Annotated in this window: 24 protein-coding genes; 16 read left to right on the top strand and 8 right to left on the bottom strand. The window is 57.7% G+C overall.

Going from position 1 to position 25,180, the window contains the following annotated elements:
* Positions 1-2: 2 nt before the first annotated feature.
* Genes hemX through hemC form a run of 3 tightly spaced genes read right to left on the bottom strand, consistent with a single transcriptional unit; the run spans position 3 to position 2,898 of the window.
* Complete coding sequence (gene hemX, locus PUP35_RS21050) at positions 3-1,199, bottom strand: uroporphyrinogen-III C-methyltransferase (RefSeq protein ID WP_274241255.1); 1,197 nt, start codon at positions 1,197-1,199, stop codon at positions 3-5.
* Positions 1,200-1,219: 20 nt separating this feature from the next.
* Positions 1,220-1,960 (bottom strand): uroporphyrinogen-III synthase, encoded by a 741-nt coding sequence (hemD, locus tag PUP35_RS21045; RefSeq protein WP_115877015.1) that lies wholly within the window; start codon positions 1,958-1,960, stop codon positions 1,220-1,222.
* Complete coding sequence (gene hemC, locus PUP35_RS21040; protein ID WP_143345649.1) at positions 1,957-2,898, bottom strand: hydroxymethylbilane synthase; 942 nt, start codon at positions 2,896-2,898, stop codon at positions 1,957-1,959. Before hemC ends, hemD begins: the two co-directional genes overlap by 4 nt.
* 349 nt (positions 2,899-3,247) lie before the next feature.
* Between hemC and cyaA the strand changes: the two genes are divergently transcribed.
* Positions 3,248-5,791: a class I adenylate cyclase gene (cyaA, locus tag PUP35_RS21035; protein WP_115877016.1), complete on the top strand. Its 2,544-nt coding sequence runs from the start codon at positions 3,248-3,250 to the stop codon at positions 5,789-5,791.
* Positions 5,792-5,881: 90 nt separating this feature from the next.
* Here cyaA and cyaY read toward each other — a convergent pair whose 3' ends face one another.
* The gene (gene cyaY / locus PUP35_RS21030) at positions 5,882-6,202 is read right to left on the bottom strand and encodes an iron donor protein CyaY (RefSeq protein WP_111963531.1); all 321 of its coding nucleotides are present in this window, start codon (positions 6,200-6,202) and stop codon (positions 5,882-5,884) included.
* Positions 6,203-6,337: 135 nt separating this feature from the next.
* Between cyaY and lptM the strand changes: the two genes are divergently transcribed.
* The 8 genes from lptM to corA all read left to right on the top strand — a co-directional run bounded on the left by lptM (position 6,338) and on the right by corA (position 13,266).
* Positions 6,338-6,541 (top strand): LPS translocon maturation chaperone LptM, encoded by a 204-nt coding sequence (gene lptM, locus PUP35_RS21025; protein WP_024907980.1) that lies wholly within the window; start codon positions 6,338-6,340, stop codon positions 6,539-6,541.
* A 35-nt stretch (positions 6,542-6,576) separates the two neighbouring features.
* Complete coding sequence (gene dapF, locus PUP35_RS21020) at positions 6,577-7,401, top strand: diaminopimelate epimerase (RefSeq protein WP_008501545.1); 825 nt, start codon at positions 6,577-6,579, stop codon at positions 7,399-7,401.
* Positions 7,398-8,105, top strand: a complete 708-nt coding sequence (locus PUP35_RS21015; protein WP_127732592.1) for a DUF484 domain-containing protein — start codon at positions 7,398-7,400, stop codon at positions 8,103-8,105. Before dapF ends, PUP35_RS21015 begins: the two co-directional genes overlap by 4 nt.
* Positions 8,102-9,004, top strand: coding sequence for a tyrosine recombinase XerC (xerC, locus tag PUP35_RS21010; protein WP_274241249.1), 903 nt, complete (start codon positions 8,102-8,104; stop codon positions 9,002-9,004). The genes PUP35_RS21015 and xerC overlap by 4 nt, the downstream gene beginning before the upstream one ends.
* A complete protein-coding gene (gene yigB, locus PUP35_RS21005) occupies positions 9,004-9,720 on the top strand; it encodes a 5-amino-6-(5-phospho-D-ribitylamino)uracil phosphatase YigB (protein ID WP_111963534.1) in 717 nt (238 codons plus the stop codon). Before xerC ends, yigB begins: the two co-directional genes overlap by 1 nt.
* A gap of 76 nt (positions 9,721-9,796) precedes the next feature.
* Complete coding sequence (uvrD, locus tag PUP35_RS21000; RefSeq protein WP_032646073.1) at positions 9,797-11,959, top strand: DNA helicase II; 2,163 nt, start codon at positions 9,797-9,799, stop codon at positions 11,957-11,959.
* Between the two features lie 149 nt (positions 11,960-12,108).
* A complete protein-coding gene (gene ysgD, locus PUP35_RS20995) occupies positions 12,109-12,165 on the top strand; it encodes a YsgD/CorL family protein (RefSeq protein ID WP_212743980.1) in 57 nt (18 codons plus the stop codon).
* A 150-nt stretch (positions 12,166-12,315) separates the two neighbouring features.
* Positions 12,316-13,266 carry a magnesium/cobalt transporter CorA gene (corA, locus tag PUP35_RS20990; RefSeq protein WP_008501540.1) on the top strand — a complete coding sequence of 317 codons (951 nt, stop codon included), beginning with the start codon at positions 12,316-12,318 and terminating at the stop codon, positions 13,264-13,266.
* Between the two features lie 84 nt (positions 13,267-13,350).
* Here corA and rarD read toward each other — a convergent pair whose 3' ends face one another.
* Positions 13,351-14,247, bottom strand: a complete 897-nt coding sequence (gene rarD, locus PUP35_RS20985) for an EamA family transporter RarD (RefSeq protein WP_008501539.1) — start codon at positions 14,245-14,247, stop codon at positions 13,351-13,353.
* 51 nt (positions 14,248-14,298) lie between these two features.
* The gene (gene yigI / locus PUP35_RS20980) at positions 14,299-14,766 is read right to left on the bottom strand and encodes an acyl-CoA thioesterase YigI (protein WP_008501538.1); all 468 of its coding nucleotides are present in this window, start codon (positions 14,764-14,766) and stop codon (positions 14,299-14,301) included.
* Between the two features lie 163 nt (positions 14,767-14,929).
* Between yigI and pldA the strand changes: the two genes are divergently transcribed.
* The 3 genes from pldA (at position 14,930) to rhtC (ending at position 18,401) form a co-directional block, all read left to right on the top strand.
* Positions 14,930-15,799 (top strand): phospholipase A, encoded by an 870-nt coding sequence (gene pldA / locus PUP35_RS20975; RefSeq protein ID WP_045417650.1) that lies wholly within the window; start codon positions 14,930-14,932, stop codon positions 15,797-15,799.
* Positions 15,800-15,889: 90 nt separating this feature from the next.
* Positions 15,890-17,719, top strand: a complete 1,830-nt coding sequence (recQ, locus tag PUP35_RS20970; protein ID WP_029741834.1) for an ATP-dependent DNA helicase RecQ — start codon at positions 15,890-15,892, stop codon at positions 17,717-17,719.
* A 61-nt stretch (positions 17,720-17,780) separates the two neighbouring features.
* Positions 17,781-18,401, top strand: a complete 621-nt coding sequence (gene rhtC, locus PUP35_RS20965; RefSeq protein WP_111963536.1) for a threonine export protein RhtC — start codon at positions 17,781-17,783, stop codon at positions 18,399-18,401.
* Here rhtC and rhtB read toward each other — a convergent pair.
* Positions 18,398-19,018 (bottom strand): homoserine/homoserine lactone efflux protein, encoded by a 621-nt coding sequence (gene rhtB, locus PUP35_RS20960; RefSeq protein WP_111963537.1) that lies wholly within the window; start codon positions 19,016-19,018, stop codon positions 18,398-18,400. The two genes, rhtC and rhtB, sit on opposite strands and share 4 nt — an antisense overlap.
* A 110-nt stretch (positions 19,019-19,128) precedes the next feature.
* Between rhtB and pldB the strand changes: the two genes are divergently transcribed.
* The 3 genes from pldB (at position 19,129) to PUP35_RS20945 (ending at position 21,935) form a co-directional block, all read left to right on the top strand.
* Positions 19,129-20,121, top strand: a complete 993-nt coding sequence (gene pldB, locus PUP35_RS20955; RefSeq protein WP_111963538.1) for a lysophospholipase L2 — start codon at positions 19,129-19,131, stop codon at positions 20,119-20,121.
* Between the two features lie 31 nt (positions 20,122-20,152).
* On the top strand, positions 20,153-20,953 hold the full coding sequence (gene yigL, locus PUP35_RS20950) for a sugar/pyridoxal phosphate phosphatase YigL (RefSeq protein ID WP_029741831.1): 801 nt from the start codon (positions 20,153-20,155) through the stop codon (positions 20,951-20,953).
* An 82-nt stretch (positions 20,954-21,035) separates the two neighbouring features.
* A complete protein-coding gene (locus PUP35_RS20945) occupies positions 21,036-21,935 on the top strand; it encodes a carboxylate/amino acid/amine transporter (RefSeq protein ID WP_274241239.1) in 900 nt (299 codons plus the stop codon).
* On the opposite strand, the gene metR is transcribed toward PUP35_RS20945, so the two are convergent.
* The gene (metR, locus tag PUP35_RS20940; protein ID WP_274241236.1) at positions 21,823-22,776 is read right to left on the bottom strand and encodes an HTH-type transcriptional regulator MetR; all 954 of its coding nucleotides are present in this window, start codon (positions 22,774-22,776) and stop codon (positions 21,823-21,825) included. The two genes, PUP35_RS20945 and metR, sit on opposite strands and share 113 nt — an antisense overlap.
* A 115-nt stretch (positions 22,777-22,891) precedes the next feature.
* Between metR and metE the strand changes: the two genes are divergently transcribed.
* A complete protein-coding gene (gene metE / locus PUP35_RS20935; RefSeq protein WP_274241235.1) occupies positions 22,892-25,153 on the top strand; it encodes a 5-methyltetrahydropteroyltriglutamate--homocysteine S-methyltransferase in 2,262 nt (753 codons plus the stop codon).
* Positions 25,154-25,180 lie beyond the last annotated feature (27 nt).

The raw sequence follows: 25,180 nt of genomic DNA, 5'->3' as shown, positions 1-25,180 counted from the left end.
CATTACTCTCCTTGCGGTGCGCTTTCAGGCGCAGGAGCCGGAGCAGGTACCGCTCCGCTCGTCTGCTCTGCAGGTACGCCCGGCTGCGCCAGAAGATTGCGTACGCGCGTCTGCATCAGTTTCTCCAGAATCGGCTGGCTGGCCAGCTTGTCCGGCACGTTCATGGTGATGTTCTGCTGGCTTAACTTATCAATGTCTTCGAGGAAGGCGGTGGTCGTCGCATCATCGGTGTTGTAGTAGGCGCGTACCCACGTTGAGACGTTATCAAGCGCCTGTTTATAGGTCTCTTCCTGATGACGCGGCACGGCCTGGGCCGCCACCAGCAGGCGGGAACGAATGTTCTCGCGCAGATAGATGTCCTGGTTAGGCGCGAGCAGCGGTACGGCAGTTTCGTCGCGACGGCGGATCGTGATAAAGCTGTCCATAAAGTTCTGCCAGCTTTTTTGCAGGTTTATGCGCCATTCGCTCAGGGAGCTGGAAAGCTCGGTACCGTCGGAATCCATCGGGGAGTCGTCGTCGTTATTATCCGCCAGCTGCAGGTTATCAATCTGATTCGAAAGCTGGTTCACCTTGAGGATAATGCCGTCGTAATCCACCTGCGAAACGGCAGAGAGGCTGGCGATATCTTCGGTTATCGCGCGACGGGCGGTGATAAGGCTTGGATCGTTCATGTCGGCCAGGCTTGCATCGGCGCTTTTCAGCAGTGCGGCGGCGGTGGTCACGTCCTGGTCGCTCCAGAGCTTACGTCCGGCGAGCTTCACCAGGAAGTCAGCCTGCGAGAGCAGCCAGGTTTTGGCATCGGTGCCGGAAATGGTGGCGACTTTCTGCTGTACTTCACCCAGCTGTTTAGTCAGCTCTTCCTGTTTGCCGTTCGCTTCGGCAAGCGCGGCGGCCTGCTGCTTAATCACGGCTTCCAGCTCGGTTTTCTGCGTCTCCTGCTCTTTTTGCAGGGCAGTGAGCTGATTCACCAGCGCGTCGCTGGTGGACGTCTGGTTAGCGCTCTGTTGTTTCACCAGCCCGTACAGGCCACCCCCCGCTGCCAGCGCAATGGCGATGGCAATCGCGCTCAGCGCGAGGCTCGTTTTGTTGCTGCTGTTTTTCTTCTCAGCGGTTTTCTCAGTCGTCTCTGGCTGTGGCGTCGTCTCCACAGTCTCCCTGGTCTCTTCAACCACGGCGGAGGATTTGTCGTGTTCCGTCATTATGGCTTCCCATTTGAGAGTTATTGTAATGCGCGCAGCAGCGCATCGTTGTCGGCGTTATCAGCGATCCGAATATCCTGCCAGCCCAGTTCCCGGGCCTGGTTCGCCAGACGCTCACTGACGACCAGAAGCCGACAGCGGAGTAACCAGTTTTCGCGATACCAAAGCGGTATCAGCGACCAAAGCTGTTGTAACATTTCACCGCTGGTGACCACCAGCGTATTAATGCCGCGCGCGTGCCAGCGCATCGCCTCTTCCGCGCCATCGTAGTGTTTTGCACAGCGCTGATAGCACTCAACGAACGTTACGTCGGCACCACGTTCACGCAGCGTTTCACCCAGCAGCTCGCGGCCACCGTTGCCGCGCAAAATGAGCGCACGCTTTCCGGCAATAGTTTGTAATTCAGGTAATTGTAGCAAGACTTCACTGATTTCCCGATCTAACGGGTAACGAACGTCCGCGCCGCTTACTGTATGCAGCGCCAGTGCCGTTGTTCGGCCAATCGCGAAATAGCGGGGGGCTACTGGCCAGGCCAAACTCTGCTGTTGCAGCTGCGCATGGGCAAATTCCACCGCATGTTGCGACAGCGCAAACAGCAGGTCGCCGTCCTGAAGGGTATTCATCTGGTCGGCGAGCGCAGAGAGCTCCCGACCGGGGGAGAATTCAATGAGAGGAAAACTCCAGGCCACCTGCCCCAGTGCGCGCAGACGGCTCACTAACTGCTCTCCTGCGGGAGAAGGGCGGGTGACGAGAATACTCATGCAGGGGGTTCTCCGTTGTAAACGTCAGCCAGAATCTCGCGGGCGCCGTTATCCAGTAATTCTTCCGCCAGCGACACGCCAAGCTGCTCGGCATCTTGCGCTTTACCGCGACGTTCGCCGCGTACCATCTGCGAACCGTCCGGGGCGCCCACCAGCGCGCGCAGCCACAGTTCGCCATTCGTCAATTCAGCATAGCTGCCAATTGGAACCTGGCACCCGCCTTCGAGGCGGGTATTCATCGCCCGTTCCGCTTTTACGCGGGTAGCGGTCTCGTCATGGTTCAGCGGTGCGAGCAGTTCGCGGGTACGCGCATCGTTCAGGCGGCACTCGATGCCGACTGCACCCTGGCCCACGGCCGGCAGCGACAGCTCTGGCGGCAACGCCACGCGAATGCGCGACTCCAGCCCCAGACGCTTCAGACCGGCAACGGCGAGGATAATGGCATCGTAATCGCCGTTATCCAGCTTGCCCAGACGCGTGCCGACGTTACCGCGCAGTGAGCGGATGATCAGATCGGGACGACGCTCCGCCAGCTGACACTGACGGCGTAAACTGGACGTGCCAACCACGCTACCTTCCGGCAGCGCGTCGAGCGAGTCGTAGTGGTTGGAGACAAACGCATCGCGCGGATCTTCGCGCTCGCAGATGGTCACCAGCCCCAGCCCTTCCGGGAACTCGACGGGCACGTCTTTCATCGAATGTACGGCGATATCGGCGCGGTTCTCAAGCAATGCCAGTTCCAGTTCTTTGACAAACAGGCCTTTGCCGCCCACTTTCGCCAGAGGCGTATCGAGGATCACGTCACCGCGTGTGACCATCGGCACCAGCTCGACGCGCAATCCACTGTGGCAGGCTTCCAGGCGCTGCTTCACATAATGTGCCTGCCAGAGCGCGAGAGGGCTTTGGCGTGTGGCAATTCTCAAAACATTGTCTAACATGCTTGTTACCGTCATTATCAATCGCTAACCATCCTAACATTGTTGACTCTGGGATGGCAGTTTTACGGTTGATGAGCGTGAGAGGGACAAGGCGGCGTATTCGTCAGCCATAGCCGTATTCAGGAATTTACACGTACAGAACGGTGCTACACTTGTATGTAGCGCATCTTTCTTTACGGTCAACCGGCAAGGTGTTAAATTGATCACGTTTTAGACCATTTTTTCGTCGGTACCACCAAAAATGATAAGGGCGAAAAAGGGTAACGGTTATCTTTTTGAAATACTGCGGGTCCGCTGTTACTCGTGTTTTGAATAGCTTGCGACACCCGGAAACATCAGGCGATACGTCTTGTACCTCTATATTGAGACTCTGAAACAGAGACTGGATGCCATAAATCAACTGCGTGTGGATCGCGCGCTTGCTGCCATGGGCCCTGCTTTCCAGCAGGTATACAGTCTGCTGCCGACATTATTGCACTATCACCATCCGCTGATGCCTGGCTACCTTGACGGTAACGTTCCCCAGGGCATTTGCCTTTTCACGCCTGATGAAACCCAACAGCATTATCTGAACGAGCTGGAACTTTACCGCGGCATGCCGCCACAGGAATCTCCAAAAGGTGAACTGCCTATTACCGGCGTTTACTCAATGGGGAGCACCTCATCGGTAGGGCAAAGCTGTTCTTCGGACCTGGACATCTGGGTCTGTCATCAGTCCTGGCTCGATAACGACGAGCGTCAGCTACTGCAGCGTAAATGCAGCCTGCTGGAGAGCTGGGCGGCCTCGCTCGGCGTGGAAGTGAGCTTCTTCCTGATTGATGAAAACCGTTTCCGCCATAACGAAAGCGGCAGTCTGGGTGGTGAGGACTGCGGCTCGACTCAGCACATCTTATTGCTGGATGAATTCTACCGTACTGCTGTGCGTCTGGCCGGGAAGCGTATTCTGTGGAATATGGTCCCGTGCGAAGAAGAAGAGCATTACGATGACTACGTCATGTCGCTTTACGCGCAGGGCGTACTGACGCCAAACGAATGGCTGGATCTCGGCGGCCTCAGCTCTCTGTCAGCAGAAGAGTATTTTGGCGCAAGCCTCTGGCAGCTCTATAAGAGTATCGACTCACCGTATAAAGCGGTGCTGAAAACGCTGCTGCTGGAAGCCTATTCCTGGGAATACCCTACGCCGCGCCTGCTGGCGAAAGATATCAAGCAGCGTCTGCACGACGGGGAAATCGTCTCCTTCGGGCTGGACGCCTACTGCATGATGCTGGAGCGCGTAACCGAGTACCTGAAAGCCATCGATGACACCACGCGTCTTGACCTGGTGCGTCGATGTTTCTATCTCAAAGTCTGTGAGAAATTGAGCCGCGAACGCGCCTGCGTGGGCTGGCGTCGTGAAGTGGTCAGTCAGTTAGTGAAAGAGTGGGGATGGGACGAAGCGCGTCTGTCCATGCTCGATAACCGGGCCAACTGGAAAATCGATCAGGTGCGTGAAGCGCACAACGAACTGCTTGATGCGATGATGCAAAGCTACCGCAACCTGATCCGCTTTGCGCGCCGTAACAACCTCAGCGTTTCTGCCAGCCCGCAGGACATCGGGGTATTGACCCGTAAGCTTTACGCCGCGTTTGAAGCGCTGCCGGGTAAAGTTACCCTGGTTAACCCGCAGATTTCGCCAGACCTGTCTGAACCGAATCTGACCTTTATCTTTGTGCCGCCGGGCCGTGCAAACCGCACCGGGTGGTATCTTTACAACCGTGCGCCAAGCATGGATTCAATTATCAGCCATCAGCCGCTGGAGTATAACCGCTACCTGAACAAGCTGGTGGCCTGGGCCTGGTTTAACGGTCTGCTGACCTCGCGCACGCGCCTGTTTATCAAAGGCAACGAGGTGGTTGATCTTGCTAAGCTGCAGGAGATGGTCACGGATGTATCGCACCACTTCCCGCTGCGTCTGCCTGCCCCTACGCCGAAAGCGCTCTACAGCCCGTGTGAGATTCGCCATCTGGCGATTATCGTCAACCTGGAATACGACCCGACGGCGGCCTTCCGCAATCAGGTGGTTCACTTTGACTTCCGCAAGCTGGACGTCTTTAGCTTTGGCGAGCAGCAAAACTGCCTGGTAGGCAGTGTCGATCTGTTGTACCGCAACTCGTGGAACGAAGTGCGTACCCTGCACTTCAACGGCGAGCAGGCAATGATCGAAGCGCTGAAAACGATTCTTGGCAAGATGCACCAGGATGCCGCGCCGCCGGACAGCGTGGAAGTGTTCTGCTACAGCCAGCACCTGCGCGGTTTAATTCGCACCCGCGTGCAGCAGCTGGTTTCTGAGTGTATCGAACTGCGTCTCTCCAGTACCCGTCAGGAAACTGGCCGCTTTAAAGCGCTGCGCGTCTCCGGTCAGACCTGGGGACTGTTCTTCGAGCGCCTGAACGTGTCGGTACAGAAGCTGGAAAACGCCATAGAGTTTTACGGCGCGATTTCACACAACAAGCTGCACGGCCTGTCGGTGCAGGTGGAAACCAACCACGTTAAGCTCCCGCAGGTGGTGGACGGATTCGCCAGCGAAGGGATTATTCAGTTCTTCTTTGAAGAGTCGGGCGACGATGCCGGATTCAACATTTACATTCTGGATGAGACTAACCGCGCCGAGGTGTATCACCATTGTGAAGGCAGTAAAGAGGAGCTGGTGCGCGATGTCAGCCGCTTCTACTCCTCTTCGCATGACCGCTTTACCTACGGCTCAAGCTTTATCAACTTTAACCTGCCGCAGTTCTACCAGATTGTGAACGTCGACGGCCGTACGCAGGTGATTCCGTTCCGCACCCAATCCGTCACGCCTGCCGCGCCTGCCAATCAGGACACCGCCCCGCTGTTGCAGCAGTATTTCTCCTGAGCCTTTTCGCCGGGTGGCGCTCACGCTTACCCGGCCTACGGTTCGAGCCGTGTAGGCCCGGTAAGGCGCAGCCGCCACCGGGCAAGAAAACTACCTGAAACTCACGTTCTCACCCGCCTGCGCGGTCGCCGCCTGCTCCAGCAGATCCCAGAACGGTACGCCGCTACGGTCGCAAACCCATTCCCCGTCTTTTAGATCGAAATGATAGCCGCCCTGTTTAGCGGCCAGCCACACCTGGTGAAGCGGCTCCTGGCGGTTAATAATAATTTTGCTGCCATTTTCGAAGCTCAGGGTCAGAATGCCGCCGTTGATTTCACAATCGATATCGCTGTCACCGTCCCAGTCGTCAAGACGCTCTTCGATGGTCATCCACAGGTTGTCGGCAAGGCGATGGAATTCACTGTCGTTCATGGTTTTGTTCCTGTTTTTCGTGATGCCGGCAGTATAACCCTAAATAATTCCCGTTGCAGGAAAGCGGCAAACTCTTGCTTTTGTGTCTTCTCCTGCGATGATAGAAACAGATTTGAACTTACGGGCAACTTTATAATGAAAAACGCTTTCCGAACGCTTGCCGTTCTCATCACGCTGTTTAGCCTGACTGGCTGCGGACTGAAGGGACCACTGTACTTTCCGCCTGCGGATAAAACCGCACCGCCGCCGACGAAACCGGTTAACAGCGGCATTGAGTCTACCACGCCAAATACTAACGACCGTGGCGACAACGGTGGCCCGACTCAGGTTAATCTCTGACGACAACGTTCTGTACCCGCGCAATGGAGCAAATGATGCAGTTCTCTAAAATGCATGGCCTTGGCAACGATTTTATGGTCGTCGACGCGGTAACGCAGAATGTGTTTTTCTCGCCTGAACTGATCCGTCGCCTGGCGGATCGGCATCTGGGCGTGGGGTTCGATCAGCTGCTGGTGGTCGAGCCACCGTACGATCCCGATCTTGATTTCCACTACCGTATTTTTAACGCGGACGGCAGCGAAGTTAACCAGTGCGGCAACGGCGCGCGCTGTTTCGCCCGCTTTGTCCGCCTGAAAGGGCTGACCAACAAGCGTGATATTCGCGTTAGCACGGCCAATGGTCGCATGGTGCTCAGCGTCACCGATGATGAGCTGGTGCGCGTGAACATGGGCGAGCCTAACTTCGAGCCCTCCGTCGTGCCGTTTCGCGCAAACAAAGCGGAAAAGACCTATATTATGCGTGCGGCCGAGCAGACAGTATTGTGCGGCGTCGTCTCAATGGGTAACCCACACTGCGTGATTCAGGTTGATGATGTGGAAACTGCCGCGGTCGAAACGCTCGGCCCGGTACTGGAAAGCCACGAACGTTTCCCGGAGCGCGCGAACATCGGTTTTATGCAGGTGGTGAAGCGCGAGCACATTCGCCTGCGGGTTTACGAGCGCGGCGCGGGTGAGACTCAGGCCTGCGGAAGCGGTGCCTGTGCTGCGGTGGCCGTGGGCATCTCCCAGGGGTTACTGGCTGAAGAGGTTCGCGTGGAATTACCGGGCGGTCGGCTTGATATCGCCTGGAAAGGACCGGGTCATCCACTGTATATGACTGGCCCGGCGGCACATGTCTATGACGGGTTTATCCATCTATGAAACAACCAGGGGAAGAACTGCAGGAAACAGTGACGGAACTGGACGACAGGGCTGTTGTTGATTATCTGCTGCGCAATCCTGAGTTTTTTATTCGCAATGCACGCGTCGTCGAAGAGATGCGCGTGCCGCATCCGGTTCGCGGAACCGTGTCGCTGGTCGAATGGCACATGGCGCGCTCGCGCAACTACATCAGCCAGCTTGAAGAGAACATGACGCTGCTGATGGAGCAGGCCAGCACCAACGAAAGCCTGTTCTATCGACTGCTGCATCTGCAGGCGCGTCTGGCGTCGGCGCACAGCCTCGACGAGTTCCTCAGCCGTTTCCACCGCTGGGCGCGCGAGCTGGGGCTGGCGGGCGCAACGATTCGTCTTTTCCCTGACCGCTGGCGCATCGGCGCGCCGTCGGGATTTACCCATCTGGCACTCAGCCGTCAGGCATTTGAACCGCTGCGCATTCAGCGTCTGGGCCATGATCACCACTATCTGGGGCCGCTTAACGGGCCTGAGCTGCTGGTGGTATTACCGGAAGCCAAAGCGATTGGCTCGGTGGCGATGTCGCTGATGGGGCGCGATGGCGATCTGGGCGTCATATTATTTACCAGCCGCGACGCGCATCACTACGAGCAGGGGCAAGCCACGCACCTGCTGCAGGAGATAGCCCTGATGCTGCCTGAGCTGCTGGAGCGCTGGATTGAGCGCGTATGACGGACGGACTGCTCGCCACTGACGTCTCGCGCTTTCTGCGCTATCTCGGCGTGGAACGTCAGCTTAGCCCCATTACGCTGCTTAACTATCAGCGTCAGCTTGATGCCATCATGCAGATCGCCGACGAAATCGGCCTGAAAAGCTGGCAACAATGTGACGCTGCGACGGTACGCGGGTTTGTCGTGCGTAGCCGTAAACAAAATCTCAGCCCGGCGAGCCTGGCGCTCAGGCTCTCAGCGCTGCGCAGCTTCTTCGACTGGCTGGTCAGCCAGGGGGGCTTAAAAGCCAACCCGGCAAAGGGGATAGCCACGCCGAAGGCGCCGCGCCATCTGCCTAAAAATATTGACGTTGACGACGTAAACCGCCTGCTGGATATCGACCTTAACGATCCGCTGGCCGTGCGCGACCGCGCGATGCTGGAGGTGATGTACGGTGCCGGGTTACGTCTGTCTGAGCTCGTTAACCTCGACCTCAAGCATCTCGATCTGGAATCGGGCGAAGTGTGGGTAATGGGTAAGGGCAGCAAAGAGCGCCGCCTGCCGATTGGCCGCAATGCTGTCTCCTGGATTGAGCACTGGCTTGACCTGCGCGGGCTGTTTGGCACCGAAGAGGATGCGCTGTTCCTGTCGAAGCTCGGCAAGCGGATCTCGGCGCGTAACGTGCAGAAGCGCTTTGCGGAGTGGGGCATTAAGCAGGGGCTGAACAGCCACGTTCACCCGCACAAGCTGCGCCACTCCTTTGCGACACACATGCTTGAGTCGAGCGGCGATCTGCGCGGCGTGCAGGAACTGCTTGGCCACGCAAATCTGTCGACCACTCAAATCTATACCCACTTAGACTTCCAGCACCTTGCCTCGGTGTATGACGCGGCGCATCCACGCGCCAAACGGGGGAAATAATGCGTTTTTACCGCCCACTCGGTCAGATCTCAGCCCTGACGTTTGACCTTGATGACACTCTTTATGACAACCGCGAGGTGATCCTGCGCACCGAGCAGGAGTCCCTGGCGTTTGTGCAGAACTACCATCCCGCACTGAAGGCGATACAGAACAAGGACTTCCAGAAGCTGCGCCAGTCCCTGCGTGAGACCGAGCCGGACATTTACCACGATGTGACCGAATGGCGTCGTCGCGCGGTTGAGCAGGCGATGCTCAACGTGGGTCTGAGCACGCAGGATGCCGCCATTGGGGCGGAAGCGGCCATGGAAAACTTTGCTAAATGGCGCAGCCGTATCGACGTGCCGCAGGAAACCCACGACACGCTGGCGAAGCTTGCCGAAAAGTGGCCGCTGGTGGCCATCACCAACGGCAATGCCCAGCCGGAGCTGTTTGGCCTCAGCGATTATTTTGAATTCGTGCTGCGTGCGGGTCCTCACGGGCGCGCGAAGCCGTTCAGTGACATGTACCATCTGGCGGCAGATAAGCTTAACCTGCCGCTGGGTGAGATCCTGCACGTGGGGGATGACCTGACCACAGACGTGGCCGGCGCCATCCGCTGCGGGATGCAGGCCTGCTGGATCAAGCCGGAAAATGCTGACCTGATGATCGCCTCCGATAGCCGTCTTCTGCCGCACGTGGAAATTTCACGGTTGGCATCCCTCACGACGCTGATATAATCATCAATTGTTCTGTATAAATTAACAGGGTTTTGACGAATGCTATTCGCCAGCCCGACATGACGTGACGGTGCCAATGGACGTTTCTTACCTGCTCGACAGCCTTAATGACAAACAGCGTGACGCGGTTGCCGCCTCGCGCACCAACCTGCTGGTGCTGGCTGGAGCGGGCAGTGGTAAGACGCGCGTGCTGGTTCACCGTATCGCCTGGCTGCAGAGCGTGGAAAACTGCTCGCCGTACTCCATCATGGCGGTCACGTTCACCAACAAAGCGGCGGCGGAGATGCGCCACCGCATCGCCCAGCTGATGGGCACCAGCCAGGGCGGCATGTGGGTCGGCACCTTCCACGGCCTGGCGCACCGCCTGCTGCGCGCACACCACATGGACGCCAACCTGCCGCAGGATTTCCAGATCCTCGACAGCGAAGACCAGCTCCGTCTGCTGAAACGCCTGATCAAGGCGATGAACCTCGACGAGAAGCAGTGGCCGCCGCGTCAGGCGATGTGGTACATCAACGGCCAGAAAGACGAGGGGCTGCGCCCGCACCACATTCAGAGCTTCGGCAACCCGGTCGAGCAGACCTGGCAGAACGTCTACAAGGCCTATCAGGAAGCGTGCGATCGCGCCGGTCTGGTGGATTTTGCCGAGCTGCTGCTGCGCGCCCACGAGCTGTGGCTGAACAAACCGCACATCCTGCAGCACTACCGTGAACGCTTCACCAATATCCTGGTGGACGAATTCCAGGATACCAACAACATCCAGTACGCGTGGATCCGCCTGCTGGCCGGCGATACCGGCAAGGTGATGATCGTGGGCGATGATGACCAGTCGATCTACGGCTGGCGCGGGGCGCAGGTGGAGAACATCCAGCGCTTCCTCAACGATTTCCCCGGCGCGGAAACCATCCGTCTGGAGCAGAACTACCGCTCAACCAGCAACATCCTGAGCGCGGCCAACGCCCTGATTGAGAACAACAACGGGCGTCTGGGTAAAAAGCTGTGGACCGACGGCGTCGACGGCGAACCGATTTCGATTTACTGCGCCTTCAACGAGCTCGACGAAGCGCGCTTCGTGGTGAACCGCATTAAAACCTGGCAGGACAACGGCGGCGCGCTGGAGCAGTGCGCCATTCTCTATCGCAGCAACGCCCAGTCGCGCGTGCTGGAAGAGGCGCTGCTGCAGGTGAGCATGCCGTACCGCATTTATGGCGGTATGCGCTTCTTCGAACGTCAGGAAATCAAAGATGCGCTGTCGTATCTGCGTCTGATTGCCAACCGTAACGACGACGCGGCGTTTGAACGCGTGGTCAACACGCCCACCCGTGGGATTGGCGACCGTACGCTGGACGTGGTGCGTCAGGCCTCGCGCGACCGCCAGCTGACGCTGTGGCAGGCGTGCCGCGAGCTGCTGCAGGAAAAAGCGCTCGCCGGACGTGCCGCCAGCGCATTGCAGCGCTTCCTTGAGCTGATTGACGCCCTCGCGCAGGAAACGGCCGACATGCCGCTGCACGTGCAGACCGACCGGGTGATTAAAGATTCCGGCCTGCGCACCATGTACGAGCAGGAAAAAGGCGAGAAGGGCCAGACCCGTATTGAGAACTTAGAGGAACTGGTCACGGCAACGCGCCAGTTCAGCTACAACGAAGAAGACGAAGACCTGATGCCGCTGCAGGCGTTCCTCTCCCACGCCGCGCTGGAAGCGGGGGAAGGGCAGGCGGATACCTGGCAGGATGCGGTTCAGCTCATGACCCTGCACTCCGCCAAAGGACTGGAGTTCCCGCAGGTGTTCATCGTCGGGATGGAAGAGGGGATGTTCCCGAGCCAGATGTCGCTGGATGAAGGCGGCCGTCTGGAAGAGGAACGCCGTCTGGCCTACGTGGGCGTGACGCGCGCGATGCAAAAGCTGACGCTGACCTATGCGGAAACCCGCCGTCTGTACGGTAAAGAGGTCTATCACCGTCCGTCGCGCTTTATCGGTGAACTGCCGGAAGAGTGCGTGGAGGAGGTGCGTCTGCGGGCAAGCATCAGTCGTCCTGTCAGCCATCAGCGCATGGGATCGCCGATTGCGGAAACCGACACTGGCTACAAGCTGGGCCAGCGCGTGCGCCATTCGAAGTTTGGCGAGGGCACCATTGTGAATCTGGAAGGCAGCGGCGAGCACAGCCGCCTGCAGGTGGCGTTCCAGGGGCAGGGGATCAAATGGCTGGTGGCGGCCTACGCGAAGCTGGAAACAGTCTAACATTCAGAAAAATATCATTATTTTGTAATAATCTGCTAGCCTTATACGTTGAAGGTCAATTAATGCCCTTCAGCGTTTCGTTGCGTGTTGACGCCACAGTTATAGCTGGCGTAACATGCGCGCACGATTACGCTAAGAGGACATTCGCCTTGGACACACCCAGTAGATACTGGCTCAATTCCCTGTCATCCAGGAACAACTCCTAAGGCTATCTCCTCTTGCTGATGGCCTTAGTGGTTGTCAGCGACTGCATTATTCCCGTCGCGCTGAGTCAGGCTGTTTAATGGTCTGAAACCCAATTTGTTTCTGTGTGCCCACCGAACTGTCCGATATTTTTTGCATTGGGAGTCCCGGTCATGTTGAGCGCATTTCAACTCGAAAATAACCGACTGACTCGGCTTGAAGCCGAAGAGTCACAGCCCCTCATTGATGCCGTATGGGTGGATCTGGTCGAGCCGGACGACGATGAGCGCCTTCGCGTACAATCTGAGCTGGGGCAAAGCCTGGCAACCCGCCCGGAACTGGAAGACATCGAAGCATCCGCGCGTTTTTTTGAAGACGAAGACGGTCTGCATATTCACTCCTTCTTCTTCTTTGAAGATGCGGAAGACCACGCGGGTAACTCCACCGTGGCGTTTACCATTCGCGACGGCCGCCTGTTTACGCTGCGCGAGCGCGAGCTGCCGGCATTCCGTCTCTACCGCATGCGCGCCCGCAGCCAGGCAATGGTGGATGGTAACGCTTACGAGCTGCTGCTCGATCTGTTCGAGACCAAAATTGAACAGCTGGCGGACGAAATTGAAAACATCTATAGCGATCTGGAAAAGCTGAGCCGAGTGATCATGGAAGGCCATCAGGGCGATGAGTACGACGAGGCACTCTCCACGCTGGCTGAGCTGGAAGATATCGGCTGGAAGGTGCGTTTGTGTCTGATGGATACCCAGCGCGCGCTGAACTTCCTGGTGCGCAAGGCGCGTCTGCCGGGCGGTCAGCTGGAGCAGGCGCGTGAGATCCTGCGCGATATCGAATCCCTGCTGCCGCACAACGAATCCCTGTTCCAGAAGGTCAACTTCCTGATGCAGGCGGCGATGGGCTTTATCAACATCGAGCAGAACCGCATCATCAAGATCTTCTCGGTGGTGTCCGTAGTGTTCCTGCCGCCAACGCTGGTGGCATCCAGCTACGGGATGAACTTCGAGTTTATGCCGGAGCTGAAGTGGAGCTTTGGTTACCCGGGGGCGATTATCTTTATGATCCTCGCGGGGCTGGCACCGTATCTGTACTTTAAGCGCCGGAACTGGCTTTGAGAATCCGCCCGGTGGCGCTACGCTTACCGGGCCTACAGATACTGTAGGCCGGATAAGGCGCAGCCGCCATCCGGCAAAAAGGCACTACAGCCCTTTGCGTCCCCTGCGCTGGGTATAAATCGCATCGGCGACGAAAATCGCCAGCGCCACCCAGATAAAGGCGAACGTCACCATCTTATCCGCCCCCGGCACCTCGCCGTAAAACACCACCGCCAGCAGGAACATTAGCGTCGGGCCAATGTACTGGAAGAAACCCAGCGTGGAGAGACGCAGGCGCGTCGCCGCACCGGTGAAGCACAGCAGTGGAATAGTGGTCACCACGCCCGCCGCCATCAGCATCAGGTTTAGCGACCACGGGTTGCTGCCCATGTGGCTGGTTGGGCTGTCGGCGATGCCGAAAAGATAAATCGCCGCCACGGGCAGCAGCCACAAGGTTTCAAACAGCATCCCCGTCTGCGCTTCTACCGCAATCTTCTTACGCACCAGGCCGTAGAACGCAAAGCTGAACGCCAGGCCGAGGGCAATAATCGGCAGCGAGCCGAAGGTCCAGAGCTGCACCAGTACGCCGCAGAAGGCCAGAATCACCGCCACCCACTGCATCCGGCGGAAGCGCTCACCGAGGAAAATCATCCCCAGCACGATATTCACCAGCGGGTTAATGAAGTACCCCAGGCTCGCTTCGAGCATGTGATGGTTATTCACCGCCCAGATAAACAGCAACCAGTTGCCGCCAATCAGCACGGCAGAAAGTGCCAGCAGGAAGATCTTCTTCGGGGTTTGCAGCAGCGTTTTGACGCCCGACCACTGACGGCTGAGGCTCATCAGCGCAATCATAAAGAAGAACGACCAGATGACGCGGTGAGTCAGGATCTCATCGGCCGGAACGTAGGCGATAAGCTTGAAATACGCCGGGGCGATACCCCAAATAAAATAAGCGGCAAGGGCGAGTAAAACGCCCTGCCGCGTCTGTTTAGCATCCATCGGGAAAATCCGTTACAAAAAAGTGAATTAATTTTACCCGATTTTGCCGCCTCAACCCACCATATAAGTGGCGGTTGCGCTGGCGATATACACCTGTTCTTCGTTGTGTAATTCAACGCGCGCCACGGCGACTTTATTCCCCGCGCGCAGCAGGCTGCTCGTGCAGGTGAAGCGATTTCCACGTCCCGGCCGAAGATAGTCGACGCGCAGATCGATGGTGCCCATGCGCGCCAGACGCTGGCGGAGTTCGTCTTCGTTGATGGTGTCATGGCGGGTCAGCGTACTGCCCACGCAGACCAGACCTGCCGCCACGTCAAGCGCGGAGGCAATCACGCCGCCGTGCAAAATACTTTGCGCCCAGTTCCCTACCATCATCGGCTGGTTGTTGAAGCTCAGCTGGGCAAAGTCTTTCTCGTAACGCTCCAGCTCCAGTCCCAGCGCGCGGTTAAACGGCATATGGTAAACAAAAATCTCGCCCACGAGTTTTAACACTTCTTCGGCGGTAAGCATGGCTGACATGAGGCATCACATCCTTATTGTTAACGAAATGTTGATTTTATGCCTCAGCAACAAGGAATTCCACTTTCAGAAACGAGGATGCAGCAGTTGTCGCAGAAGTCTGTAGAATGTCCGCCACATAACTATTTAGCTAATTTTACTCTTTTGCAGGAGAACACCACCGATGCGGACGTATCTGGCCTGGTTACTGGCGGCGATTTCGCTGCCCCTCACAGCCTATGCGCAGGAAGCGACAATCAAAGAGGTGCATGATAAGCCTGCCGTTCACGGTAGCATTATCGCGAACCTTCTTCAGGAGCATGACAATCCGTTCACGCTCTATCCTTATGACACCAACTACGTGATTTACACCCAGACCAGCGATCTCAACAAAGAGGCGATAAGCTCCTATAACTGGTCTGATAATGCGCGTAAAGATGAGGTGAAGTTCCAGCTCAGCCTCGCTTTCCCGTTCTGGCGCGGCATTCTGGGGCCGAACTCGGTGTTTGGTGCCTCCTATACGCAGAAGTCCTGGTGGCAGCTCTCTAACAGCGGGGAATCCTCGCCGTTCCGCGAAACCAACTATGAGCCCCAGCTGTTCCTCGGCTTTGCAACGGATTATGAGTTTGCGGGCTGGACGTTGCGCGATGTGGAAGTGGGCTTTAACCATGACTCTAACGGACGTTCCGATCCGACATCCCGTAGCTGGAACCGTGCCTATACGCGCCTGATGGCGCAGAACGGTAACTGGATGGTCGAAGTGAAGCCGTGGTATGTGGTCGGCAGCACTGATGACAACCCGGACATCACCAAATATATGGGCTACTACCAGCTTAAAGTCGGCTACCAGTTAGGTGATGCCGTGCTGAGTGCGAAAGGTCAGTATAACTGGAACACCGGCTACGGCGGCGCGGAAGTGGGCTTAAGCTATCCGGTAAGCAAGCATGTCCGCCTTTATACGCAAGTCTACAGCGGTTACGGCGAGTCGCTTATCGATTACAACTTCAACCAGACCCGCGTCGGCGTGGGCGTGATGCTGAACGATATTCTCTAGGCTGTTCGAATGTTTTTGCGTTAAACGTTGAAGTTTCTCTCTCAGGCGCTGAAAATAGCGCCTGTTTCATTTCAGGCATATGGGGTTAACGTGGCGCAGGCGGAAGTATTGAATCAGGAGTCGCTGGCTAAACAGGTTTTGCATGAAACCTTTGGCTACCAGCAGTTCCGCCCTGGCCAGGAAACCATCATTGAAACGGTGCTGGAAGGTCGTGATTGCCTGGTGGTAATGCCGACCGGCGGCGGCAAGTCCCTCTGTTATCAGGTTCCCGCGCTGGTGCTTAACGGCCTGACGGTCGTGGTATCCCCCCTCATTTCTCTGATGAAAGACCAGGTTGACCAGCTACTCGCCAACGGCGTGGCGGCGGCCTGTCTCAACTCGACCCAAACCCGGGAGCAGCAGCAAGAGGTCATGGCCGGGTGCCGCACCGGGCAGATCCGCCTGCTGTATATCGCGCCGGAGCGCCTGATGCTGGATAACTTCCTCGACCACCTGGCGCACTGGAACCCGGTCCTGCTGGCGGTGGATGAAGCGCACTGTATTTCCCAGTGGGGACACGATTTCCGCCCGGAATATGCCGCCCTCGGCCAGCTGCGTCAGCGCTTCCCCGAGCTGCCGTTTATGGCGCTTACCGCCACGGCGGATGACACCACGCGGCTGGATATCGTTCGCCTGCTCGGGCTGAACGACCCCTATATCCAGGTCAGCAGCTTCGACCGTCCCAACATCCGCTATATGCTGATGGAAAAATTCAAGCCGCTGGATCAGCTCCTGCGCTACGTCCAGGAGCAGCGCGGCAAGTCCGGCATCATCTACTGCAACAGCCGTGCAAAGGTGGAAGACACCGCCGCGCGTCTGCAAAACCGCGGCTTTAGCGCCGCCGCGTATCATGCCGGGTTAGAGAACCACATCCGCGCCGACGTGCAGGAGAAATTCCAGCGCGATGACCTGCAGATCGTGGTCGCGACGGTGGCGTTTGGGATGGGGATCAACAAGCCCAACGTGCGCTTTGTGGTGCATTTCGACATTCCGCGCAATATCGAATCCTACTATCAGGAAACCGGCCGCGCCGGGCGCGACGGCCTGCCTGCGGAAGCGATGCTGTTTTACGATCCGGCCGATATGGCGTGGCTGCGGCGCTGTCTGGAAGAGAAGCCGCAGGGACAGCTGCAGGATATCGAGCGCCACAAGCTCAACGCGATGGGCGCGTTTGCCGAAGCGCAAACCTGCCGTCGTCTGGTTCTGCTCAACTACTTTGGTGAAGGGCGACAGGAGCCGTGCGGCAACTGCGATATCTGCCTGGATCCGCCGAAACAGTACGATGGCCTGATGGACGCGCGTAAGGCGCTCTCGACCATTTACCGCGTGAACCAGCGCTTCGGGATGGGCTACGTGGTGGAGGTGCTGCGCGGTGCCAATAACCAGCGTATCCGCGATATGGGCCACGATAAGCTGCCGGTCTACGGTATTGGCAAGGAGCAGAGCCACGAACACTGGGTGAGTATCATTCGCCAGCTAATCCACCTCGGCTTCGCCACGCAGAACATTGCCCAGCACTCCGCCCTGCAGCTGACCGAGGCGGCGCGCCCGGTCCTGCGCGGTGACGTTGAGCTCAAGCTCGCCGTGCCGCGCGTCATCGCCCTGAAGCCGCGCGTGATGCAGAAATCCTACGGCGGCAACTACGACCGCAAGCTGTTCGCCAAACTGCGCAAGCTGCGTAAGGCCATCGCCGACGAAGAAAACATCCCGCCTTACGTGGTGTTCAACGACGCGACGCTGATTGAGATGGCCGAGCAGATGCCGCTTAGCGCCAGCGAGATGCTCAGCGTCAACGGCGTGGGGACGCGCAAGCTGGAGCGCTTCGGTAAAGAGTTTATGGCGCTCATCCGCTCTCACGCCGACGGCGACGATGAAGAGTAGTCAGCCGGGCGAAAAAGTGCCAGGATGATGACTCACTAAATTATTTCCCCGCGAGCTAATTATGTTAATGCTATTTCTCACCGTGGCATTAGTGCACATCGTTGCGCTGATGAGCCCCGGTCCGGACTTTTTCTTCGTGTCACAAACGGCCGTCAGCCGCTCCCGAAAAGAGGCGATGATGGGCGTGCTCGGTATCACCATGGGTGTTATGGTCTGGGCGGCCGTTGCGCTGCTCGGTCTGAACCTGATCCTGGCGAAGATGGCCTGGCTGCATAACATCATTATGGTCGGCGGCGGGCTGTACCTGTGCTGGATGGGCTACCAGATGCTGCGCGGGGCGCTGAAGAAAGAAGAGAAAAAACCGGAAGAGCCAAAGGTGGAGCTGGCAACGGGCGGTCGCAGCTTTGTAAAAGGGTTGCTGACTAATCTGGCGAACCCAAAAGCGATTATCTATTTCGGCTCCGTGTTCTCGCTGTTTGTCGGCGATAGCGTCGGTGCGGGCGCACGCTGGGGCATCTTCCTGCTGATCGTCGTTGAAACCTTTGCCTGGTTTACTATCGTGGCCAGCCTGTTCGCCTTACCGGCGATGCGCCGCGGCTACCAGCGTATCGCGAAGTGGATTGACGGCTGCGCCGGCGCGCTGTTCGCCGGCTTCGGCATTCATCTCATTATTTCTCGCTAAGCATGACGCGCTGACGCAAGCAGCGCGCCAACCAGCATAAACAGCGAGCCAAAGACTTTATTCAGGGCCTTCATCTGCTTAGGCCCTTTAATCCACGCCGCAATTCGCTGCGCCAGCGTCGCGTAACCAATCATCACGATGATATCGACGATAATGGTGGTCGCGCCCAGCACCACGTACTGCATCACCTGCGGCTGATGCGGAACGATAAACTGCGGGAACAGCGCGGCGAGGAAAACGATGCTCTTCGGGTTGGTCAGGTTGACGAACACCGCCCGCTTAAACAGATGGCCGCGGTTTTGCGTCTGCGCGAGAGTATTCAGGTTGATGGAACCTGCAGCGCGCCACTGCTGGATGCCGAGCCAAATCAGATAGGCTGCCCCGGCCCATTTCAGCACTTCAAACGCCAGCACCGAGCGGGAGAAAAGTGTCCCCAGACCAATCCCAACCAGCACAATATGAATGCCCAGCCCGGCCTGCAAACCGGCAATCGACGCCACCGCACCGCGGTAACCGTGGTTGATGGAGGTAGTCATGGTGTTAATAGCACCCGAACCCGGAGAAAGGCTGAGGATAATGGATGTCAGCAGGTAGGCGAACCACCACTCGAAGGTCATTTGAAACTCCCGAACCGTCTATTTTTATGCCACAATACGCTATTATTGAGTCATTTTGTGACCGGTGACGAAAAAAACGATATTCCCTGGATTACGTGAGTGGAAACCCAATGTTTCAGCAGAAAAAGGACTGGGAAACACGAGAAAACGCTTTTGCTGCTTTCTCTATGGGGCCGCTGACCGATTTCTGGCGGCAGCGTGAGGAAGATGAGTTTACGGGCGTCGGGGGCATCCCGGTGCGTTTCGTTCGTTTCCGAAATGAAAAAAATGACCGGGTGATTGTGGTCTGCCCTGGGCGTATTGAAAGCTACGTTAAATACGCTGAGCTGGCCTACGACCTGGTCCATATGGGGTTCGATGTCCTGATTATCGACCACCGTGGGCAGGGGCTGTCCGGACGTATGCTTCCGGACACGCACCGTGGGCACGTCGATCGCTTCAGCGATTACGTCGACGATTTTGCCGCGTTCTGGCAGCAGGACGTTCAGCCCGGTCCCTGGCGTAAGCGATACATCCTTGCGCACTCCATGGGGGGCGCGATATCGACGCTGTTTTTGCAGCGTTATGAACACCAGTGCGATGCCATTGCGCTGACCGCGCCGATGTACGGTATCGTTATCCGTTTTCCTGACTGGATGGTGCGCCATCTTCTTGACTGGGCTGAGGGCCATCAGCGCATTCGTGAAGGTTACGCCATAGGTACAGGACGCTGGCGCGCGCTGCCGTTCGCCATCAACGTCTTAACCCACAGTCGGCAGCGTTATCGCCGCAACCTGCGCTTTTATGCCGATGAACCACGCTTACGCGTCGGCGGCCCGACCTGGCACTGGGTGCGGGAGGGTATTATGGCCGGTGAGCAGGTGCTGGCGGGCGTAGGCGATGATGATACGCCGACGCTTCTGATTCAGGCGGAAGAAGAGCGTGTGGTGGATAACCGCATGCATGACCGCTATTGTGAACTGCGCGCTGCTGCCGGTCACCCTTGTGAAGGGGGTAAACCGCTGGTCATTAACGGCGCGTTCCATGAGATCCTTTTTGAAAAGGACGCTATGCGCTCAGTCGCGCTCAACGCCATTGTTGAATTTTTCAACAGGCATAATTGATTTTTGTTTTCCACCAGAGGTTGAAATCCCTATGTACCAGGTTGTTGCATCTGATTTAGATGGCACGCTGCTTTCCCCCGACCACACCCTGTCGCCTTACGCGAAAGAGACCTTAAAACTCCTGACTGCCCGTGGCGTGAACTTTGTGTTCGCCACCGGCCGCCACCACGTCGACGTGGGGCAGATCCGCGATAATCTCGAGATCAAATCGTACATGATCACCTCCAACGGTGCGCGCGTGCATGATACCGACGGCAACCTGATCTTTACCCACAACCTGGATCGCGATATTGCCGCCGATCTGTTTGGCGTGGTGCATAACAACCCGGCTATCGTCACTAACGTTTACCGCGACGACGACTGGTTTATGAACCGCCACCGCCCGGATGAAATGCGTTTCTTCAAGGAAGCGGTATTCAACTACTCCCTTTACGAACCGGGCCTGCTGGAGCCGGAAGGGATCAGCAAGGTGTTCTTCACCTGCGACAGCCACGAAGAGCTGCTCCCGCTGGAACAGGCGATCAACGCTCGCTGGGGCGATCGCGTCAACGTAAGCTTCTCAACCCTGACCTGTCTTGAAGTGATGGCGGGTGGCGTCTCCAAAGGTCACGCGCTGGAAGCGGTTGCGAAACGCCTGGGCTTCGGGCTGAAAGACTGTATCGCCTTCGGTGACGGCATGAACGACGCCGAGATGCTTTCAATGGCAGGCAAGGGCTGCATCATGCAGAACGCGCACCAGCGTCTGAAGGATCTCCACCCTGAACTGGAAGTCATTGGTTCTAACGCTGACAACGCGGTACCGAAGTATCTGCGCAAGCTGTTCCTTGAATAATCTTCACTTGATTGTTTATTGCTCAGTTGTCAACTAAAGAGTTCGCTACAATGCCTCTCCTTCTTTCTGAGAGACAAGCATTGTGGCGCTACTCATTATCACCACTATCCTGTGGGCCTTCTCCTTTAGCCTGATTGGCGAATACCTTGCCGGTTCGGTCGACAGCTACTTCTCGGTGCTGATGCGCGTGGGGCTGGCGGCACTGGTGTTCCTGCCGTTTCTGCGCACGCGCGGACAGTCGCTGAAAACGATTGTGCTGTATATGCTGGTGGGGGCGATGCAGCTCGGCATCATGTATTTGTTCAGCTTCCGGGCTTACGTCTATCTGTCCGTCTCGGAATTCCTGCTCTTTACCGTGCTGACGCCGCTCTACATCACGCTGATTTACGATCTGCTGAGTAAACGCCGTCTGCGCTGGGGATACCTGCTGAGCGCGGCGCTGGCGGTGATTGGCGCGGCGATTATTCGCTACGACAAAGTAAGCGATCACTTCTGGACCGGGCTGATGTTCGTCCAGCTCGCCAACATCAGTTTCGCTATCGGCATGGTGGGCTACAAACGCCTGATGGAAACCCGTCCGATGCCGCAGCATAACGCGTTCGCATGGTTTTATATGGGCGCCGCGATTGTCGCGGTAGCGGCGTGGTTTATGCTCGGTAACCCGCAAAAGTTGCCGACTACGTCCGTGCAGTGGGGCGTGCTGGTCTGGCTGGGCGTCGTGGCTTCCGGGTTGGGGTACTTCATGTGGAACTACGGCGCGACGCAGGTCGACGCCGGTACGCTGGGGATTATGAACAACGTGCATGTCCCGGCAGGGCTGCTGGTCAACCTTGCCATCTGGCAGCAACAGCCGCACTGGCCAAGCTTCCTTATTGGGGGAGCGGTGATCCTGGCTTCGCTGTGGGTCCATCGACGCTGGGTCGCTCCGCGCTCCGCACAAATGGAAGATGGTCGCACGCGTGGTTCCGCGCTGAGCGAATAAACGCCTCCGTAATCGGCTGACGCTGCTCCCCATCGCGCACGGCAGCGTACAGCCGGCTCCACAGTCCTTCTCCCAGGGTTTTGGTCACCACCAGACCCTGGCGTTCAAAGCTCTCCACCACCCAGTGCGGCAGCGCCGCGATACCCATTCTGGCCGCCACCATCTGAATCAGCAGCAGGGTGTTATCCACGCTTTTTAGCTGCGGGCTAATGCCCGCGGGCTGCAGGAAGTGACGCCAGATATCCAGACGACTGCGCTGAACCGGGTAAATCAGCAGCGTTTCCGTCGCCAGGTCTTCCGGCGTGATGCGCGTTTTGGCCGCCAGCGGGTGGTCCGGCGCCAGCACCAGGCGCACCTCATAATCAAACATCGGCGAATAGTGCAGGCCGCTGCGCGGCAGAATGTCAGAGGTCATGACCAGATCCAGCTCGCCCTGCTGCAGCGAGGGCTGCGGGTCGAACGTCACGCCGGATTTAAAGTCCATCTCCACCTGCGGCCACTTCTGGCGGAAGTTCTCAAGCGCGGGGGTCAGCCACTGAATACAGCTGTGGCACTCAATAGCGATACGCAGTTTGGTCTGCTGCGGTTCGTTACACGCCTGCAGCGCGCTCGCGATCTGTGGCAGAACCTGATTCGCCAGCTGAAGGAGAATTTCACCCTGCGGCGTAAAGCGTAGCGGCTGGCTTTTACGCACAAAAAGACGGAAGCCGAGGCGTTGTTCCAGATCGCTGAACTGGTGAGAAAGGGCGGACTGTGTCTGGTGCAGCGTGGCCGCAGCAGCCGCGAGCGAACCGCAGTTTCGCAACGCTTGTAGCGTTTTCAGGTGTTTAATCTCGATCATGAAAGTCCTTCACTTCGCCATGAACATTTTGCGCTTGAGGAATATACAGTACCTGCCAATTATAGAAGTGTAAACATCTGGACGTCTAAATAACGAATTTCACAAGGGGTACACCATGACAATCCGCAATCACACTCTCGGTTTCCCTCGCGTTGGCCTGCGTCGCGAGCTGAAAAAAGCGCAAGAAAGCTACTGGGCGGGTAACGCCACGCGTGAAGAGCTGCTGGCGGTGGGACGCGAGCTGCGCGCCCGCCACTGGGATCAGCAGAAGCAGGCGGGCATTGACCTGCTGCCGGTGGGCGATTTCGCCTGGTACGACCATGTTCTGACGACCAGCCTGCTGCTTGGCAACGTGCCGGCTCGTCATCAGAACAAAGATGGATCGGTAGATATCGATACCCTGTTCCGCATCGGCCGTGGCCGTGCGCCAACGGGTGAGCCAGCGGCAGCGGCGGAAATGACTAAGTGGTTTAACACTAACTATCACTATATGGTGCCGGAGTTCGTAAAAGGTCAGCAGTTTAAACTGACCTGGACGCAGCTTCTGGATGAAGTGGACGAAGCGCTGGCGCTGGGCCACCAGGTTAAACCCGTGCTGCTGGGGCCAGTGACCTATCTGTGGCTGGGGAAAGTCAAAGGCGAGCAGTTCGATCGTCTGAGCCTGCTGAAGGACATTCTGCCGGTCTACAAACAGGTGCTGATTGAGCTGGGCAAACGCGGCATTCAGTGGGTGCAAATCGACGAACCGGCGCTGGTGCTCGAGTTGCCTCAGGAATGGCTCGATGCCTTCAAACCGGCGTATGATGCGCTCACCGGGGAGGTGAAGCTGCTACTGACAACCTATTTCGAAGGCGTGACGCCGAACCTGAACACGATTACCGCGCTGCCGGTGCAGGGCCTGCACGTAGACCTTGTACACGGTAAAGATGATGTGACGGAGCTGCATAAGCGCCTGCCCGCAGACTGGCTGCTCTCCGCCGGTCTGGTGAATGGCCGTAACGTCTGGCGCGCCGATCTGACCGAGAAATACGCACAAATCAAAGACATCGTCGGTAAACGTGAGCTGTGGGTGGCCTCGTCCTGCTCGCTGCTGCACAGCCCGATCGACCTGAGCGTGGAAACCCGTCTCGACCCTGAAGTAAAGAGCTGGTTTGCCTTCGCGCTGCAAAAATGTGAAGAGCTGGCCCTGCTGCGCGACGCGCTGAACAGCGGCGACACGGCGGCAATTACCGAATGGAGCGCCCCGATCCGGGCGCGCCGCCACTCCGCGCGCGTGCATAACCCGGCGGTGGAAAAACGTCTGGCGGCCATCACCGCCCAGGACAGCCAGCGCCAGAGCCCGTATGAGGTGCGCGCCGAAGCCCAGCGCGCCCGCTTCAATCTACCTGCGTGGCCGACCACGACGATTGGTTCCTTCCCGCAGACCAGCGAGATCCGCGGCCTGCGTCTGGACTTTAAAAAGGGCAATCTGGATGCGAATCACTACCGCACCGGGATCGCGGAACACATCAAGCAGGCGATTATCGAGCAGGAACGCCTTGGGCTGGACGTGCTGGTGCACGGTGAAGCAGAGCGTAATGACATGGTGGAATACTTTGGCGAGCACCTGGACGGCTTCGTCTTTACCCAGAACGGCTGGGTGCAGAGCTATGGCTCCCGATGCGTGAAGCCGCCGGTGGTCATCGGTGACGTCAGCCGTCCGGAAGCGATCACGGTTGAGTGGGCGAAGTACGCCCAGTCCCTGACCGACAAGCCGGTGAAAGGCATGCTCACCGGTCCTGTGACCATTCTTTGCTGGTCCTTCCCGCGTGAAGACGTGACCCGTGAAACCATCGCCAAACAGATCGCCCTGGCGCTGCGTGATGAGGTGGCGGATCTGGAAGCCGCAGGCATTGGCATTATTCAGATTGACGAACCGGCCCTGCGCGAAGGTCTGCCGCTGCGTCGCAGCGACTGGGACGCCTACCTGCAGTGGGGCGTGGAGGCGTTCCGCATCAACGCCGCGGTGGCGAAGGACGACACTCAGATCCACACCCACATGTGTTATTGCGAATTTAACGACATCATGGATTCAATTGCCGCGCTGGACGCCGACGTGATCACTATTGAGACCTCGCGTTCAGATATGGAGCTGCTGGAGTCGTTTGAAGAATTCGACTACCCGAACGAAATCGGGCCGGGCGTGTACGACATCCACTCCCCGAACGTGCCGAGCGTGGAGTGGATTGAAGCCCTGCTGAAAAAAGCGGCCCAGCGTATTCCGGCAGAGCGTCTTTGGGTAAACCCGGACTGCGGACTGAAAACCCGCGGCTGGCCTGAAACCCGCGCAGCGCTGGCGAACATGGTGAAGGCAGCGCAGAATTTGCGTCAGGCGTAGGGGTATTGGATGGCCCGGTAAGGCGTA

The organism is Enterobacter sp. S-33 (assembly GCF_028735835.1).
In the GTDB taxonomy this organism is placed as follows: Bacteria; Pseudomonadota; Gammaproteobacteria; order Enterobacterales; family Enterobacteriaceae; genus Enterobacter; species Enterobacter vonholyi.
This window is presented reverse-complemented; position numbering and strand designations above follow the sequence as displayed.

Coding starts and splice junctions, on each gene's coding strand:
- hemC (WP_143345649.1), bottom strand. CDS start 2,898: ATGTTAGACAATGTTTTGAGAATTGCCACACGCCAAAGCCCTCTCGCG.
- rhtB (WP_111963537.1), bottom strand. CDS start 19,018: ATGACCTTCGAGTGGTGGTTCGCCTACCTGCTGACATCCATTATCCTC.
- dapF (WP_008501545.1), top strand. CDS start 6,577: ATGCAGTTCTCTAAAATGCATGGCCTTGGCAACGATTTTATGGTCGTC.
- hemX (WP_274241255.1), bottom strand. CDS start 1,199: ATGACGGAACACGACAAATCCTCCGCCGTGGTTGAAGAGACCAGGGAG.
- metR (WP_274241236.1), bottom strand. CDS start 22,776: ATGATCGAGATTAAACACCTGAAAACGCTACAAGCGTTGCGAAACTGC.
- corA (WP_008501540.1), top strand. CDS start 12,316: ATGTTGAGCGCATTTCAACTCGAAAATAACCGACTGACTCGGCTTGAA.
- rhtC (WP_111963536.1), top strand. CDS start 17,781: ATGTTAATGCTATTTCTCACCGTGGCATTAGTGCACATCGTTGCGCTG.
- pldB (WP_111963538.1), top strand. CDS start 19,129: ATGTTTCAGCAGAAAAAGGACTGGGAAACACGAGAAAACGCTTTTGCT.
- rarD (WP_008501539.1), bottom strand. CDS start 14,247: ATGGATGCTAAACAGACGCGGCAGGGCGTTTTACTCGCCCTTGCCGCT.
- cyaY (WP_111963531.1), bottom strand. CDS start 6,202: ATGAACGACAGTGAATTCCATCGCCTTGCCGACAACCTGTGGATGACC.
- hemD (WP_115877015.1), bottom strand. CDS start 1,960: ATGAGTATTCTCGTCACCCGCCCTTCTCCCGCAGGAGAGCAGTTAGTG.
- yigI (WP_008501538.1), bottom strand. CDS start 14,766: ATGTCAGCCATGCTTACCGCCGAAGAAGTGTTAAAACTCGTGGGCGAG.
- xerC (WP_274241249.1), top strand. CDS start 8,102: ATGACGGACGGACTGCTCGCCACTGACGTCTCGCGCTTTCTGCGCTAT.
- lptM (WP_024907980.1), top strand. CDS start 6,338: ATGAAAAACGCTTTCCGAACGCTTGCCGTTCTCATCACGCTGTTTAGC.
- yigL (WP_029741831.1), top strand. CDS start 20,153: ATGTACCAGGTTGTTGCATCTGATTTAGATGGCACGCTGCTTTCCCCC.
- pldA (WP_045417650.1), top strand. CDS start 14,930: ATGCGGACGTATCTGGCCTGGTTACTGGCGGCGATTTCGCTGCCCCTC.
- yigB (WP_111963534.1), top strand. CDS start 9,004: ATGCGTTTTTACCGCCCACTCGGTCAGATCTCAGCCCTGACGTTTGAC.
- uvrD (WP_032646073.1), top strand. CDS start 9,797: ATGGACGTTTCTTACCTGCTCGACAGCCTTAATGACAAACAGCGTGAC.
- PUP35_RS21015 (WP_127732592.1), top strand. CDS start 7,398: ATGAAACAACCAGGGGAAGAACTGCAGGAAACAGTGACGGAACTGGAC.
- metE (WP_274241235.1), top strand. CDS start 22,892: ATGACAATCCGCAATCACACTCTCGGTTTCCCTCGCGTTGGCCTGCGT.